We start from the raw sequence: 12,892 nt of genomic DNA on the forward strand, positions 1-12,892 counted from the left end.
ACTCCTCGAGGTCGCCTTCTGCTTCGCGGCTGACGCCGCTCAGCTGTCGGGACCTCATTCGAGGTCCCCCTCTTCCCGCTGGACCGTCTTGATCCGCGCGATCGCTTTCCGGAGCTCCTTGATGCGACCCGGGTTCTCCGGGGCGCCACCGGCCGCCTTCACCGCGCGGTCGTTCAGGAGCTCGGTCTCGAGCTCTTCGAGCTCGGCCTCGCGCTCTGCGGGCGTCATGTCGCGGATCTCTTCGGTGTAGAGGACGGTCATTCGTCGTCACCCTCCTCGTCCGCGTCGGCGTCAGCGTCCGATTCGTCGTCGGCCGCGTCGGCGTCGGACTCCTCGTCGGTGTCAGCCTCGGACTCCTCGTCGGCGTCGGCCTCGGACTCCTCGTCGGCGTCAGCCTCGGACTCCTCGTCGGCGTCGGCCTCGGACTCCTCGTCGGCCTCCTCCATCTCGTCCATGAGTTCCTCGGCTTCCGCCTCGGTGTCCTCGTCGAGTTCCTCGTCGACGGCCTCTTCGAGGTCGTCGAGCTCTTCCTCGACGTCCTCTTCGACCATCTGGGCGTCGTCGCCCGAGGGCTCGACTTCTTCGTGCGCCTCGTCGACGGCTTCGACGACTTCCTCGTCGACCTCGTCGTCGACGTCCGGCTCGGTGACCGGCTCGGCCTCCGCCTCGTCGGGTTCGCCTTCGAGGAGCTCTTCGACGCTCTCGTCGGAGACGTCCGCGACGTAGTCCTCGACTTCCATGTCCTCGTAGACCTCGAAGTCGTCGGGGAGTTCGGCCTCGGGCGGGATGATCTTCACCTGCACGCCGATGGTGCCGAGCTTCATGACCGCGGTACCGATACCGTGGTCGACGATGTCCTCGGCGGGCTCGCCGTTGTGCTTGATGTATCCGCGGTTGAACTTCTCCACGCGCGAGCGCGCACCGGTGACCTTCCCGGAGAGGACGATCTCGGCGCCCTTCGCGCCGGCCTCCATGATCCGGTCGATCGTGGTGTGACCGGCCTTGCGGAAGTACCAGCCGCGTTCCAGGGCGTTGGCCAGGCGGTCGGCGACGATCCGGGCGTTGAGGTCCGGCTCGTCGACTTCCTGGACGTCGACCTGCGGGTCCTCGAGGTCGAACCGCTCCTCGAGTTCCGTCGTGATCTTGCGGATGTTCTTCCCGCCCTTGCCGATGACCATGCCGGGCTTCTCGGCTTTCAGGACGATCTGGGTACCCATCGGGGTCTTGGCGACTTCCATGCCGCCGTAGCCCGCTCGACCGAGTTCGTCGCCGAAGAACTCGTCGATCTGGGTCCGCTGGAGCCCGTCCTCGATGAACTGCTGTTCGTCGGCCATTATTCCTCGACCTCCTCGAGGACGAGTTCGACGTCGACCTGCATGGTGTTCCAGGGGCTCGCACGACCCATCGCGCGGGGCTTGCGACCCTGCTGTTCGCCGACCTTGTGGGCGGCGACGTGCATGATCTCCATGTTCTCGCCGTCGAAGCCCTGCTCGTCGGCGTTGCCGATGGCGTTCTCGAGCAGGTCGAGGAAGGCGTTGCTGGCCTTCTCCGGGTAGCGGCCGGCGTCCCAGCCGTCGATGTCGTTTCGATGACCGACGCCCGAGTTGTGCTGGCGGAACGGCACCGACTGCTCCTCGTCGATGACCGCCTGCAGGTACTCGACGGCGTCGGCGGCCGTCTTGCCCTTGATCTCGCGGGCGATGGCCTTGCTGTGCTTGTGGCTCATCTGACGCTCCCGAAGCATCGCTTTCGCCGTGGTCTCCGGGTCGGCGTCGACTGAGTAGCTGATTCCCATGTTATTTGAGCGGTACGAACTTCGAGGAGCGCGTGGCCCCGATGCCGGCCTGGCCGTGTTCGACGGACGTGCGTGTCAGCTGGAACTCGCCCAGGTAGTGGCCGAGCATCTCCGGCTCGACCTTGACGCGCTCGAAGCTCTGACCGGTGTAGACGGCGAAGGTCAGCCCGACCATCTCCGGGACGATCGGCATGTCGCGCAGATGCGTCCGGATCGGGTCGTTGGCCGTCTCTTCTTCGCCTGCTTCGCGCGCCTCGTCGAGCAGCTTCTGCTTCTCGACCGAGAGGCCACGCGTGATACTTCGCCGCTGTCGAGCGGGCAGCAGTTCCGCGACTTCTTCGAGCTCCATGTCCTGCAGCTCGTCGAGCGTGTGACCACGGTAGGTGAACTCACCTTCGTGGCCGATCTGGTATTCCGAACTCATCAGTTACCACCTCGGCCCGTGCGGCGCGAGGAGATGTCCCCGACCTTCCGGCCCGGCGGAGCGTTCCGCGAGACGGATTTGGGCTTGCCGGGGTGCTGGCGACCGCCCCCACCGAAGGGGTGGTCGACGGCGTTCATGGCCACACCGCGAACGTTCGGCCACTTCGTGCCGCGCGCTTTCATCTTGTGGTGCTTGTTGCCGGCCTTGACCATCGGCTTCTCCGTGCGGCCACCGCCGGCCACCACGCCGATCGTCGCCCGGCACTCGGGGTCGAGACGCTTCATCTCGCCCGACGGCAGCTTCACGACCGCGACCTTGCGGTCGTGGGTGAGCAGCTGCGCGTTGACGCCCGACGCGCGGGCGAACTTCCCGCCGTCGCCGGGGTTGGCCTCGACGTTGCACACCGGGATCCCCTCGGGGATCTCGGCGAGCGGGAGCGTGTTCCCGGGCGCGATCTCGGCGCTGACGCCGACCTGGATCTCGTCGCCCACGCCCACGCCTTCGGGCGCGAGGACGAGGCGCTGGTCGCCGTCCTCGAACTCGATGGCCGCGATGGGCGCCGAGCGAGCGGGGTCGTGCTCGATGTCCACGACCGTCCCGGCGATCATGTCGCCTTCCTCGACGGTGCGGTGCGAGAGCTCTGCCTTGTAGCGGTGCGACGGCGCTCGGAACGTGGACGTCCCGCGCCCGCGTCGCTGCCCCTGGATTCGTCGTCCCATTGTTAGAACACCCCGATCCTCGAGGCCACGTCTTCGGCCTCGTCGTCTTCGGAGAGTTTGACGTACGCCTTCTTCTCGCCGTCGGGTCGGACCTGCGTCGTCACGTCGACGACGGTCACGTCGAACTGCTCGGCGACCGCGTCGGCGATCTCCGGCTTGCTCGCGCTACTGTCGACGACGAACTGGAGCTTGTTCTGGAAGTCCAGGTCGTCCATCGCCTTCTCCGTCATCGTCGGGTGCTTGATGACCGAGTTCATCGGTCGGCCACCTCCTCGACGGCGGATTCGGTCCAGACCGTGAGGCGACCGGCTTCGCCGCCGGGCGCCAGGTCTTCCGCGTTGACCTCGCGCGCGGTCGTCACGTCCGCGCCCGCGAGGTTCCGAGCGGCCTTCGACGGCTCCTCGCTCGTCACGAAGAGGATCGACGTGGCGCGCTGGTACTTCCGACCGCGGGTCGTCCCGCGACCGGCTCGGACCGTCGCTTCCTCGGCGCGCTCGACGTCGTCGTCGACGCCGAGCGTCTCCAGCACGTCGACGACCTCCTGGGTCTTCACGAGGTCCTCGAAGTCGTCGGAGACGACCAGCGGGAGCACGACGTCGTCCGCGAACTCGTGTCCGCGCTCCGCGACGACGTCTCCGTCCGCGGTGGCCGCGATGGCCGAGCGGACGGCGAGCTTGCGCTCTTTCGTGTTGATGTCGAGCCCGCGGTCCTTCTCTTCTTTCGGCGGGTGTGCACGGCGACCGCCGACGGTCTGGGGAACGCGCCGCCCCTGCCCGTTCTCTCGGGGCACGTGAGCCATGCCGCGGCCACTGCCCTGAGACTCGGCGGGCGTGCGCATCCCTGCGTAGTCGTCGCTGCCGTAGTCCTGCTTTCTGTTGGCCTGTGCGGCTTGGACGGCCCGCCGGATCACGTCCGGTCGGTAGGCCGTCTCGAAGACCTCCGGGAGGTCGATGCCCCCGGCGTCGTCGCCGTCCAGGTCCAGTACTGTCGTTTCCATGCGTTAGTCCTCCTGTGATGTCGCGGCTCGGCCTCGACCGCCCTGGTTGGACTGGGTCGAGACGTACCGGACCTCGGGGTCGAGGCGCGGCTGGTCGTTGGGTCGGACGGCCGGTCGGAAGCGCACGACGCGCTGGTCCGGACCGGGCACCGAGCCCTTGACGAGCGTGTACGGCCCGTCGACCTCGCCGTAGTTGACGAAGCCGCCCTCGACGGTCGGCTCCGACCCCTCGCCGATGTCGATGAGTCGTTTGTTGAGTTCCGTGCGCTGGTGGTAGCCGGTCTGCCCCTGCTGGGGGACCGTCGAGCGCACTCGCGAGGGGTTCCACGGGCCGAGGTTGCCGATGCGTCGGCGCCAGCCCTGGCGGGCGTGTTTGCCCTTCCGCTTCTGGACGCCCCACCGCTTGACGGGACCCTGCGTCCCTTTGCCCTTGGTGACGGCGGCCACGTCGGCGTACTCGCCGGCGCGGAAGACGTCGTTCATGGCGTGCTCGCCGCCGTCGGCGACGAGGTCGAGCCCGAAGTCGAGGCGCTCGTCGAGCGAGCCGCCGCCGACCCGGGTCTCCATGACGTCGGGCTTCTTGCGCGGGACGCCGGGGACCTCGCTCGGGACGGTGTGCGTGATGACGCGCACGTCCCCGAGGTCGCCGTCGTCGTGTGCTTGTCGGATCTGTTCCTCTGCGGCGTCAGCGTCGTGTCCCTCCGGCACGTCGAGGGCCCGGTCGAGTTCGTCGTGGAACTCGTCGGCCCACACTTCCGTGAGGGGTCGCTGGCCGTACGGCGTGTCTTCGTAGGCTCGGAGCGCGACCGCGCGCATCGGCGGCGTCTCGACGACCGTCACCGGGACGGTCGTCTCCATCCCCTCGCGGGGGGAGTCGGGCTCGTCGTTGATCAGCACGACGTGTGTCATGCCGGCCTTGTATCCGGCGAAGCCCTGGAGACCCGGCTGGCCCTCGTCGTCGGGCCACGAGTTGAAGCGCGGAGTCTCACTAGCCGCTCGCGTACGCGGGCCGAAGCCCAGCGAGCCTTTGCGTGGTCTGTGCTTTCCTGGCATTTGTCTTACCTCGTCAGTCTGAGGGGCGCGAGCGTGGCGAACACCGCTTCCTCCGTTCGCACGACATCGCTGCCCTGGTCTGGGACCGTGTTGAGCCAGAGGTCGAACCTTTCGTCGCCTGTCTCCGCCGCGACGGTGTCCGGGTCCTCGTCGAGTATCGCGGGCAGTCCCCGCTCCGGCGCGCCGAAGGCGACCGTGAGGTCACCCAGGGGCGCCGATTCGTCGTCGGATGCATCAGTGTCGTCGGATCCGCCCGTCCCGCCGCCGGGACCATCGCCGCCACGAAGCCGTTCGACCAGCTGGTCGAGCTTCGTGACGGTCAGCTCCTCGCCGTAGCGAGAGGCCGCGATGGTCAGCCCGGCGTCGGGCCGCGCGAGCGCGTCGTCGAGGTTCGCGGCGTCGACGACGAACCCTGCCGCGGGCTCGTCGACGAGTTTCGCCCGAACCGGTCGTCGCGAAGAGACCCTGACGGAGACGCGCTCCCCCTCGCCGACCTCCATGTCGGAGGGCACGGGGAGAGAGATTGGGTGTTGCAGTCCGCAATTGACCCGTACGCGTCCATCAGCACCGACCTCGGTCACGATTCCCTGTCTTAACGACCCCGATTCGTCCGAACCGGAGCCGGTCCGTGAACGCACGCGGAGCGCCGGCAGGACCCCAGCGTACTCCAGTTCGTCCCGCCTGTCCCATACCTCCTTTCGGAGATAGGGGGGTGTGGCGGCGTACCGCAACACCGTTTCGACGAACCCGGCACCTCGCTTCTCGACCCCGTCTGGGTCGGCATAGACCGTGAGACGGTCAACCCGGAACACCGTGGCCGCCCTGGCCACGTAACCGATCTTGCGAGTCGCCTCGCGTTTGTCCTCGGCTTCCCGGGTGAGGGACGCCGGCACGAGCACGCTAGTGGTCATGCCGTGACGCTTCCACGCCGCGCCACTAGACTGTAGCGATACTTCTCCATCCCACCCTTAAAAATAGCGCGCTTCACGCGCGCGTCGAGAACCGTTCACACGCGTCCCATTCACACACGTACCGTCCGTCACGGCGGGATACTCGTCGAGCGGTCACCGCTTCGTTCCCGGCCACTGATCGAGTGTGTGACAGTCGCCGCAACTGGACGGTCGCGCGCGCCGCGGCGGTCGAGTTCCTCAGCCGCGGTCGGGGATGCTCTCGTCGCAGACCGGGCAGGCGCCGCGTCCCTCCCCGGCGGCGAGGTCGTTCGGCTGGCCGGTCCATCCACAGACGGGGCACTGAATCGGATCGCCGGGCATAACGCCTGAAAGAAGGGTTCGCCAGCCGGAAAAGGCTGGTGTCCACTCCGCTCGACCGACTCCGACCGGTCGGACGATGTGACGGCTCTTTGAGCCTCTAGAAGGGATTTATACCGAGCGCCCACAGGACCGGACATGGATCGGCGCAGCTGCCTCGCGCTCGTCGGAACCGTCGCAAGCGCCGGCGTCATCGGCTGTCTCTCGGACGACGGCGAATCCACCCCGGCCGGAACGGCGTCGGGACCGCGGTCGGACACCGCGACCGCGACGGGCACTCCCCCCACGGAGACGGCGACCGTTCCCGACGTCGAGACGCCGGCACCCGGAGAGTGTGAGGCAGTCGCGCCGCCGCGGCCGTCGACGGGAGACGGGCTCCCGGATCCGAGGGCGTACCCCGAGAAGCCAGCGGCGATCGAGAAGTCGTCCGCGAAGACGTTCGTGGAGGAATACGAGGCCGCGTATCGGTACAATCGGCGGCTGGCCGACCTCGCGGCGGACGGCGAGTGCCTCAAATACCTGGACGCGTCCGTCACCGAGAGCGCGGTGGCGGCCGTCGAGAACGGGTTCTCCGGGGAGGTCACGACCCGCGCCTCGTATACCGGGGCTCCCTGTCCGGGATCGACGGGCACCGATACGCCGACGCCGCTCCCGCACGCGGACCTCGCGCACGAATCCGCGGAATACTACCTCACGGACCGGTTCCTGTTCCGGAACGGGACTGTCGTCGAGTGCTGGGACTGAGACGTGCGGACCGAACGGCGAGCGCGTCGGTCGTGATATTCGCGGGGAAAATCGCCAGGGGGCGCGGCCGTCACGGGCGCCGCTTCGACTGTTTCGGAAGCCTTTTATCCCTTTCCGCCAGTCGATATTGATGTAGGCGCGCCGGAGCGGCCCGGTGGCGTCGGACCTAGTACGCGACGGTGGTGTAGTGGTATCACAGGACCCTGCCACGGTCCTAACGGGGGTTCAAATCCCCCCCGTCGCATTCTCGCCGCTCGTAAACTCGCGAGCGGCGCGTATCGTCGTCGGGGATTTGAAGTAGGGAACGGAGCGAAGCAGAGTGACCGTGGTTCAAATCCCCCCCGTCGCACTTCTATCGAGCGCTAATCCGCGAGCGGCCGCTTCGCGTGCCGCTCGCATCAGTGCGAGATTGAATGCAGCAGGGGGATTTGAACCAGACCAGTCGCGCGCAGCGACCGGCGGGAGCGAGCACGTCTGGGCGAGGTTCAAATCCCTCCCCCGTCGCACTTCTCTCGCGAACTGCCCGGTCAGCACCGCGTAGCATGTGCTTACTCCCGTGAGCGATTCGCTGCCTGTTCGAGGATCCGAACGACGAGACCGTCGCTGTCGACGGTGAGGATGGACTGGACCGAGAAAACCGGGTCTGGTCGTGACGGAAGCGTTCAGTCGGACTGCTGGGGGACCGTCGCCTCGGACTGCTGGCGGATCGCGCGCTTTCGTTCGTCGATAGCGGACTCGATCGCTGCACGCAGGTCCACGCTGGACGCGTCCTCGAGTGCCGTTTCGAGTTTGGAAAGGGTGTCGTCTTCTTCGTCCCCGGGGGAGTAACGTCCGTCTACCATATCCTCCCGCAATCCGAGATTCCGCCTTAACCTTTCGGTCTAACTATCGAATTTGGGAACCTCAGAGCCATCGCGCAGGAATTCGGCCGGACCTCGCAACGAGGCGGTACGGTTCCGGGGCGGAACACGCATTCCCGTGGCAACCCCCGACAGCACTATGCTATCGGCGCTCCCAGTTCCGGTAATGGCGTGCTATCGCTTGGCACGCACCGTCGCACTGGCGGTGCTCCTCTCGCTCGCGGGCTGCGGCGGACTCGGTGGGAGCGACTCGGCCGACGGGGGGACAGTGACGCCGGCGCCGGTCCCGACGGACGGGGCGCAGTACCCACCGGGGATCGGGAAAGACGGCGTGGCGGCGGACGTCGTCGCCGAGACGCACGAGCGCCGGATGAACGAGACCAACTACACGTTCGTCAGCCGCCAGCGGGTCGCGGGGCCGAACGGAACGATGTGGGTCACCAATCGGACGCGGCGGATCGCGAACGACGAAGGCGCCTACGCGGGGAGGATCGACCACCGCGTCGAGGAGTTCCCGCTGGGGCGGTTCGCCGCGCCGATCGAGTACTGGGGCAACGAGAGCGTCTACGCCAGCCGGCGGATCCTCAGCGAGCGGACGCAGTTCCACGGGTGGTCGCGGACCGACCAGACCGACGATCTCACGTCGCTCCCGCTGATCGAGCGGACGCTCGCGGCGACCGAACTCTCCGTGGTCGACCGCCCCGACGGCGTGCGACTCGTCGGGCGGTCCCTCCGCGAACCCGACCGGCTCCCCAGCCCGCCGTACCTGACCGATCCGCGGAACGTCTCGCTGACGGTGCGGGTCACGGACGAAGGCATGATCACGCGGTGGCGCCTCGCGTACGACGCGACGCTCACCAACCGGACGGTGCGGGTGACGCGCGAGGCCCGCCTCACTGCCATCGGGTCGACGACGGTCCGGCGGCCCGACTGGGTCGACAGGGCGCGCGCTGAGACGCTCGCCCGCCAGGGAGAGTGACCGGTCCACCGGACCGAGTGACTGGTCCGTCGGGACGAGCGTTCGCCCGCACGGACGGCCGGTACCGAACGAACTACGAGCGTTCGCCCGCTGGACACTGTCATGACGGCAGAGAAACTCCCGCGGATCGGACTCGGAACCTGGCAGAACGAAGACCCGGACCAGTGCGCCGAGACCGTTCGGACGGCCCTGGAGATGGGGTATCGCCACGTCGACACGGCGCGGTTCTACGGGAACGAGGAAGCCGTCGGTGAGGGCATCGCGGCGGCGGACGTCGCGCGCGAGGACGTCTTCCTGGCGTCGAAGCTCCATCCGATGGCCGAGGGGCTGGCCTACGACGAGGTCTACGACGGGATCGAGGAGAGTCTCTCGCTGCTCGGCGTGGAGGCGCTGGATCTCGTCTACGTCCACTGGCCGGTCGGCAACTACGACGCCGCGGAGACGCTGTCGGCGTTCGGCGACCTCGTCGACGACGGGCTGGCCCGCTACGTCGGCGTCTCGAACTTCGACACCGAGTTGCTCGCGGAGGCGCTGGACGCGCTCGACGTGCCGCTGTTAGCGAACCAGGTGGAGCGCCACCCGATGTTACCCCGCGACGACCTCGTCGCACACGCGCAGGAACACGACTATTACCTGGTCGCGTACTCGCCGCTCGGCCGCGGCGACGCGTTGGACCTACCCGCCGTCGAGGCCGTCGCCGAGAAGCACGGCGTCTCGCCGGCCCAGGCGTGTCTCGCGTGGGTGACCCACCCCGACAACGTCGTCGCGGTACCGAAGGCGACCGGGGCCGACCACCTGGAGGACAACCTCGCGGCGGCCGACCTGACGCTCGACCCCGAAGACGTCGAGCGCATCGACGCCGTCGATAGACGCGAGCGGTTCGTCGACCGCGAGGGCGCCCCCTGGAAGTGAGAGCCGACCAGGAACACGACACCTCGATCGCTGTTCCCGGCAGGAACCGCCGAAGCTTATATTACGACAGATCCGCATCTTAAACTATGGCAAACCTCTCCCTGCGCGGGACGACGAAGGTGTTCGACGACGGTGGCGACGAAATCGTCGCCGTCAACGACCTCGACCTGGAGATCGAGGACGGGGAGTTCGTGGTACTCGTGGGGCCCTCCGGGTGTGGGAAGTCGACGACGTTGCGGATGATCGCCGGGCTCGACACGCCGACAAGCGGGACGATATCGATCGGCGGCGAGCCGATCCAGGACAAGCGCCCGCAGGAGCGGGACATCGCGATGGTGTTCCAGTCGTACGCGCTGTACCCGCACATGACCGTCCGCGAGAACATGTCCTTCGGCCTCGAAGAGTCGACGGACATGTCCGACGACGAGATCCGCGAGACTGTCGAGGACGCCGCGGAGACGCTCGGCATCACCCCGCTGCTGGACCGCAAGCCCGACGCCCTCTCGGGCGGCCAGCAACAGCGGGTCGCGCTCGGACGGGCGATCGTCCGCAGCCCGGAGGTGTTCCTGCTGGACGAGCCGCTCTCGAATCTCGACGCCAAGCTCCGCGCGCAGATGCGGACCGAACTCCAGCAGCTCCAGAACGACCTCGGCGTGACGACGATGTACGTCACGCACGACCAGACCGAGGCGATGACGATGGGTGACCGCATCGCCATCCTCAACGACGGCGAACTCCAGCAGCTCGGGACGCCGATGCAGTGTTACCACGAGCCGTCGAACGTCTTCGTCGCCGGGTTCCTCGGCGAACCGGCGATGAACTTCTTCGACACGGAGTTCGACGACGGAACGCTGCTCGGCGACGGGTTCGACTACGACCTCTCGCCCGAGGTCGCGGCGGACGTCGAAGGACACACCGAGGTCACGCTGGGAATCCGACCCGAGAGCATCGAGATCATCGACGAGATCGACGAGACGGCAGCCGACGACGTGGTCCCCGCGACGGTCGAAGTCGTCGAACCGCACGGCGACGAGAACGCGGTCCACCTCCGGATCGGCGACGAGGACACCGAACTCACCGTAATGGTCGACGGGATGCGCTACCTCTCGGCCGGCCAGGAGGTGGGCGTCCGCTTCCCCGGTGACGCCGTCCACCTCTTCGACGGCGTCACCGGCGAGGCGCTCCACAACCGCGAACTCACCAACGTCGAACGGGTCGAAGAGATCGGTACCGCCCAGTCGGCCTGACTGGCCGCAGTCACCGGCCGGTGACGTCACCATACGCGGTATTTTGCGCCAGGTTCGGTGACGTGACACCTGTCTTGAAGTAACCGGACTGCTTTCTCCGGATCGAAACTCTTCCGGCCCGAAATCGGTCGATCTGTGTCCGTTTCCCGCCTGTCGGGTTCCGTCTGTCCGATTTGCGTCCCGCGATCCCGCTCGAATTCGATCACGTACTCCCCCAAATAATTATGTAGATAGACTCATTACGTCAGTGCATGCCGCAAGATGGCAGTTCTGGCAGTGACAGAGTGGATTTAACTCGACGTCGGATGATTCAGGTGGGATCCGTCGGCGTGGGTGGACTCGTCGCAGGGTGTATCGGCGGCGGTGACGGTGGCGACGGCGATGGTGGCGACGGCGGCGACGGCGGCGATGGTGGCGACGGCGGCGACGGCGGCGACGGTGGCGACGGCGGCGGAACGCCGACGATGACGGACAACGCGATGGAGGCGTTGCACGGCTGGACCGGCGGCGACGGCGCCGCCGCAGTCGGCAAACTCGTCGACATGTTCGAAGAGCGCCACTCGGACATCGAGCACGACATCAAGCCGATCGGCGGAGACGCCAACGAGAACCTCAACGCGACGGTCGCGCGCCGGCTGGCCAACCGGAACCCGCCGGACGCCTTCGCGTCCTGGCCGGGCAAGACGATGGAGCAGTACGGCGGCCGGCTGATGAGCGTCACCGACGTCTGGGAAGAGAACAACTACACGGAGACGATCCATCCCAAGGCCCGAGAAGCGAGCAAACTCAACGGCGAGTACCGCTCGATAGCGCTGGGTTCGCACCGGCTGAACAACCTCTTCTACAACGTGAGCGTGCTCGAAGAGGCGGGCGTCGACCCGGAGAGCCTGACGTCCTACGACGCGTTCATCGACGCGCTGGACGCCGTCGACCAGAACACCGACGCCGTCCCGATGACGATGACCACCCGCGGGTCGTGGGCGAACCTGCAGTACTTCGTCGAGTTCTTCCTCGGGACCGAAGGCGCCGACGCCTACGACGCGTTCATCAACGGCGACGGCGACAAAGAAGCGCTCGTCCGCGCCCTGGAGAAGACGCAGAACGTCATCGAGAACTACTCGAACGACGATAAATCGTCGATCAGCTTCCCCGAAGCCAACGACAAACTCATCGCCGGCAACGCCGCGTTCTTCACGATGGGCAACTGGGCCTACGGGATGTATCGGAATACAGAAGACTTCGAGTTCGAAGAGGACTGGGGGTGGGTGGCGTTCCCCGGGACGGACGACATGTACGTCTGGCACCTCGACAACTTCCTGTTCCCGCGGGACGGCAACGCCCCGCGCAAGGCGAAGATCTTCTGTGAGTTCCTGGGGACGAAAGACGTCCAGGTGGAGTTCAACAACCTGAAAGGGTCGATCCCGCTGCGCACGGACGTCGACGGCAGCCGCCTGTCGGACTTCCTCAGCCTCAACGTCGAGGACCTGAACAACCTCGAGAAGTTCCCGCCCACGCTCGCCCACGGGCTGGCGGGGACCGCCGACCAGCTCAGCGCCTGCAAAGACGCCATCGCCTCGAACTTCATGGGCCCCTACGACCCAGAGGCGACGGCCGAAGAGCTTGTGAACGTCTTCTGAGCGGCTCGGCACACCACACTACCCCATTAATTTATGGCAGGTTCTCAAGACACAGTTTCCGGGTCACAGAGCGTCGGCAGCGGTGCGGAACGCGACTGGCGCACGAAACTCCGGGTGTACTCGAAAAGCGACTTCGTCCGGTCGTTCCCCTACTGGTTCGTTCCGTTCTCGATCATGGGGCTGGGGGTCTACGGGGGTATCGGCTACAACACGCTGATCTCCTTTACGGACTACGAGGGGTTCGGCCAGGGGCCGGA

The 12,892-nt window shown here is 66.9% G+C and carries 16 protein-coding genes, 1 tRNA gene and 1 pseudogene; 7 read left to right on the top strand and 11 right to left on the bottom strand.

The genetic code is table 11. The features are described from left to right. Positions 1-54: 54 nt before the first annotated feature. From rpmC to ACMGFE_RS10595, 10 genes are all read right to left on the bottom strand, one after another. Complete coding sequence (gene rpmC / locus ACMGFE_RS10550; protein ID WP_436925113.1) at positions 55-261, bottom strand: 50S ribosomal protein L29; 207 nt, start codon at positions 259-261, stop codon at positions 55-57. Continuing rightward, a complete protein-coding gene (locus ACMGFE_RS10555; RefSeq protein WP_436925114.1) occupies positions 258-1,334 on the bottom strand; it encodes a 30S ribosomal protein S3 in 1,077 nt (358 codons plus the stop codon). The genes rpmC and ACMGFE_RS10555 overlap by 4 nt, the downstream gene beginning before the upstream one ends. Beyond that, positions 1,334-1,795 carry a 50S ribosomal protein L22 gene (locus ACMGFE_RS10560; RefSeq protein ID WP_436925115.1) on the bottom strand — a complete coding sequence of 154 codons (462 nt, stop codon included), beginning with the start codon at positions 1,793-1,795 and terminating at the stop codon, positions 1,334-1,336. Before ACMGFE_RS10560 ends, ACMGFE_RS10555 begins: the two co-directional genes overlap by 1 nt. 1 nt (position 1,796) lies before the next feature. Further along, entirely contained in the window at positions 1,797-2,219 is a 423-nt protein-coding gene (locus tag ACMGFE_RS10565; protein WP_436925116.1) for a 30S ribosomal protein S19, read from the bottom strand. Further along, positions 2,219-2,938: a 50S ribosomal protein L2 gene (locus ACMGFE_RS10570; RefSeq protein ID WP_436925117.1), complete on the bottom strand. Its 720-nt coding sequence runs from the start codon at positions 2,936-2,938 to the stop codon at positions 2,219-2,221. The genes ACMGFE_RS10565 and ACMGFE_RS10570 overlap by 1 nt, the downstream gene beginning before the upstream one ends. A 2-nt stretch (positions 2,939-2,940) precedes the next feature. After that, complete coding sequence (locus tag ACMGFE_RS10575) at positions 2,941-3,195, bottom strand: 50S ribosomal protein L23 (RefSeq protein ID WP_436925118.1); 255 nt, start codon at positions 3,193-3,195, stop codon at positions 2,941-2,943. Then, positions 3,192-3,935, bottom strand: coding sequence for a 50S ribosomal protein L4 (gene rpl4p, locus ACMGFE_RS10580; RefSeq protein ID WP_436925119.1), 744 nt, complete (start codon positions 3,933-3,935; stop codon positions 3,192-3,194). The genes ACMGFE_RS10575 and rpl4p overlap by 4 nt, the downstream gene beginning before the upstream one ends. A gap of 3 nt (positions 3,936-3,938) precedes the next feature. Then, a complete protein-coding gene (gene rpl3p / locus ACMGFE_RS10585) occupies positions 3,939-4,988 on the bottom strand; it encodes a 50S ribosomal protein L3 (RefSeq protein WP_436925120.1) in 1,050 nt (349 codons plus the stop codon). A gap of 5 nt (positions 4,989-4,993) precedes the next feature. Then, complete coding sequence (locus ACMGFE_RS10590; protein ID WP_436925121.1) at positions 4,994-5,899, bottom strand: putative RNA uridine N3 methyltransferase; 906 nt, start codon at positions 5,897-5,899, stop codon at positions 4,994-4,996. Between the two features lie 237 nt (positions 5,900-6,136). Next, entirely contained in the window at positions 6,137-6,259 is a 123-nt protein-coding gene (locus tag ACMGFE_RS10595) for a hypothetical protein (RefSeq protein ID WP_436925122.1), read from the bottom strand. 135 nt (positions 6,260-6,394) lie between these two features. Here ACMGFE_RS10595 and ACMGFE_RS10600 point away from each other — a divergent pair, with 135 nt between their 5' ends. Together ACMGFE_RS10600 and ACMGFE_RS10605 are read left to right on the top strand one after the other, a co-directional pair. Next, positions 6,395-7,000 carry a hypothetical protein gene (locus tag ACMGFE_RS10600; protein WP_436925123.1) on the top strand — a complete coding sequence of 202 codons (606 nt, stop codon included), beginning with the start codon at positions 6,395-6,397 and terminating at the stop codon, positions 6,998-7,000. Between the two features lie 173 nt (positions 7,001-7,173). After that, positions 7,174-7,244 (top strand) — tRNA-Gly (locus tag ACMGFE_RS10605). 418 nt (positions 7,245-7,662) lie between these two features. Here ACMGFE_RS10605 and ACMGFE_RS10610 read toward each other — a convergent pair. Then, positions 7,663-7,842 (bottom strand): hypothetical protein, encoded by a 180-nt coding sequence (locus ACMGFE_RS10610; protein WP_436925124.1) that lies wholly within the window; start codon positions 7,840-7,842, stop codon positions 7,663-7,665. Between the two features lie 184 nt (positions 7,843-8,026). Here ACMGFE_RS10610 and ACMGFE_RS10615 point away from each other — a divergent pair, with 184 nt between their 5' ends. The 5 genes and pseudogenes from ACMGFE_RS10615 to ACMGFE_RS10635 form a co-directional block, all read left to right on the top strand. Further along, complete coding sequence (locus tag ACMGFE_RS10615) at positions 8,027-8,839, top strand: hypothetical protein (RefSeq protein WP_436925125.1); 813 nt, start codon at positions 8,027-8,029, stop codon at positions 8,837-8,839. A gap of 102 nt (positions 8,840-8,941) precedes the next feature. Next, the gene (locus tag ACMGFE_RS10620; protein WP_436925126.1) at positions 8,942-9,751 is read left to right on the top strand and encodes an aldo/keto reductase; all 810 of its coding nucleotides are present in this window, start codon (positions 8,942-8,944) and stop codon (positions 9,749-9,751) included. A gap of 86 nt (positions 9,752-9,837) precedes the next feature. Beyond that, entirely contained in the window at positions 9,838-10,998 is a 1,161-nt protein-coding gene (locus tag ACMGFE_RS10625; protein WP_436925127.1) for an ABC transporter ATP-binding protein, read from the top strand. A 305-nt stretch (positions 10,999-11,303) separates the two neighbouring features. After that, positions 11,304-12,635 (top strand): ABC transporter substrate-binding protein, encoded by a 1,332-nt coding sequence (locus tag ACMGFE_RS10630; protein WP_436925128.1) that lies wholly within the window; start codon positions 11,304-11,306, stop codon positions 12,633-12,635. A gap of 33 nt (positions 12,636-12,668) precedes the next feature. Continuing rightward, positions 12,669-12,892 (top strand): annotated as a pseudogene (locus tag ACMGFE_RS10635) (sugar ABC transporter permease); the annotation flags it as partial.

The sequence above is a fragment of the Halosimplex amylolyticum genome (genome assembly GCF_051414035.1).
GTDB classification, from domain to species: domain Archaea; phylum Halobacteriota; class Halobacteria; order Halobacteriales; family Haloarculaceae; genus Halosimplex; species Halosimplex amylolyticum.

Coding starts and splice junctions, on each gene's coding strand:
- rpmC (WP_436925113.1), bottom strand. CDS start 261: ATGACCGTCCTCTACACCGAAGAGATCCGCGACATGACGCCCGCAGAG.
- ACMGFE_RS10555 (WP_436925114.1), bottom strand. CDS start 1,334: ATGGCCGACGAACAGCAGTTCATCGAGGACGGGCTCCAGCGGACCCAG.
- ACMGFE_RS10560 (WP_436925115.1), bottom strand. CDS start 1,795: ATGGGAATCAGCTACTCAGTCGACGCCGACCCGGAGACCACGGCGAAA.
- ACMGFE_RS10565 (WP_436925116.1), bottom strand. CDS start 2,219: ATGAGTTCGGAATACCAGATCGGCCACGAAGGTGAGTTCACCTACCGT.
- ACMGFE_RS10570 (WP_436925117.1), bottom strand. CDS start 2,938: ATGGGACGACGAATCCAGGGGCAGCGACGCGGGCGCGGGACGTCCACG.
- ACMGFE_RS10575 (WP_436925118.1), bottom strand. CDS start 3,195: ATGAACTCGGTCATCAAGCACCCGACGATGACGGAGAAGGCGATGGAC.
- rpl4p (WP_436925119.1), bottom strand. CDS start 3,935: ATGGAAACGACAGTACTGGACCTGGACGGCGACGACGCCGGGGGCATC.
- rpl3p (WP_436925120.1), bottom strand. CDS start 4,988: ATGCCAGGAAAGCACAGACCACGCAAAGGCTCGCTGGGCTTCGGCCCG.
- ACMGFE_RS10590 (WP_436925121.1), bottom strand. CDS start 5,899: ATGACCACTAGCGTGCTCGTGCCGGCGTCCCTCACCCGGGAAGCCGAG.
- ACMGFE_RS10595 (WP_436925122.1), bottom strand. CDS start 6,259: ATGCCCGGCGATCCGATTCAGTGCCCCGTCTGTGGATGGACCGGCCAG.
- ACMGFE_RS10600 (WP_436925123.1), top strand. CDS start 6,395: ATGGATCGGCGCAGCTGCCTCGCGCTCGTCGGAACCGTCGCAAGCGCC.
- ACMGFE_RS10610 (WP_436925124.1), bottom strand. CDS start 7,842: ATGGTAGACGGACGTTACTCCCCCGGGGACGAAGAAGACGACACCCTT.
- ACMGFE_RS10615 (WP_436925125.1), top strand. CDS start 8,027: ATGGCGTGCTATCGCTTGGCACGCACCGTCGCACTGGCGGTGCTCCTC.
- ACMGFE_RS10620 (WP_436925126.1), top strand. CDS start 8,942: ATGACGGCAGAGAAACTCCCGCGGATCGGACTCGGAACCTGGCAGAAC.
- ACMGFE_RS10625 (WP_436925127.1), top strand. CDS start 9,838: ATGGCAAACCTCTCCCTGCGCGGGACGACGAAGGTGTTCGACGACGGT.
- ACMGFE_RS10630 (WP_436925128.1), top strand. CDS start 11,304: ATGATTCAGGTGGGATCCGTCGGCGTGGGTGGACTCGTCGCAGGGTGT.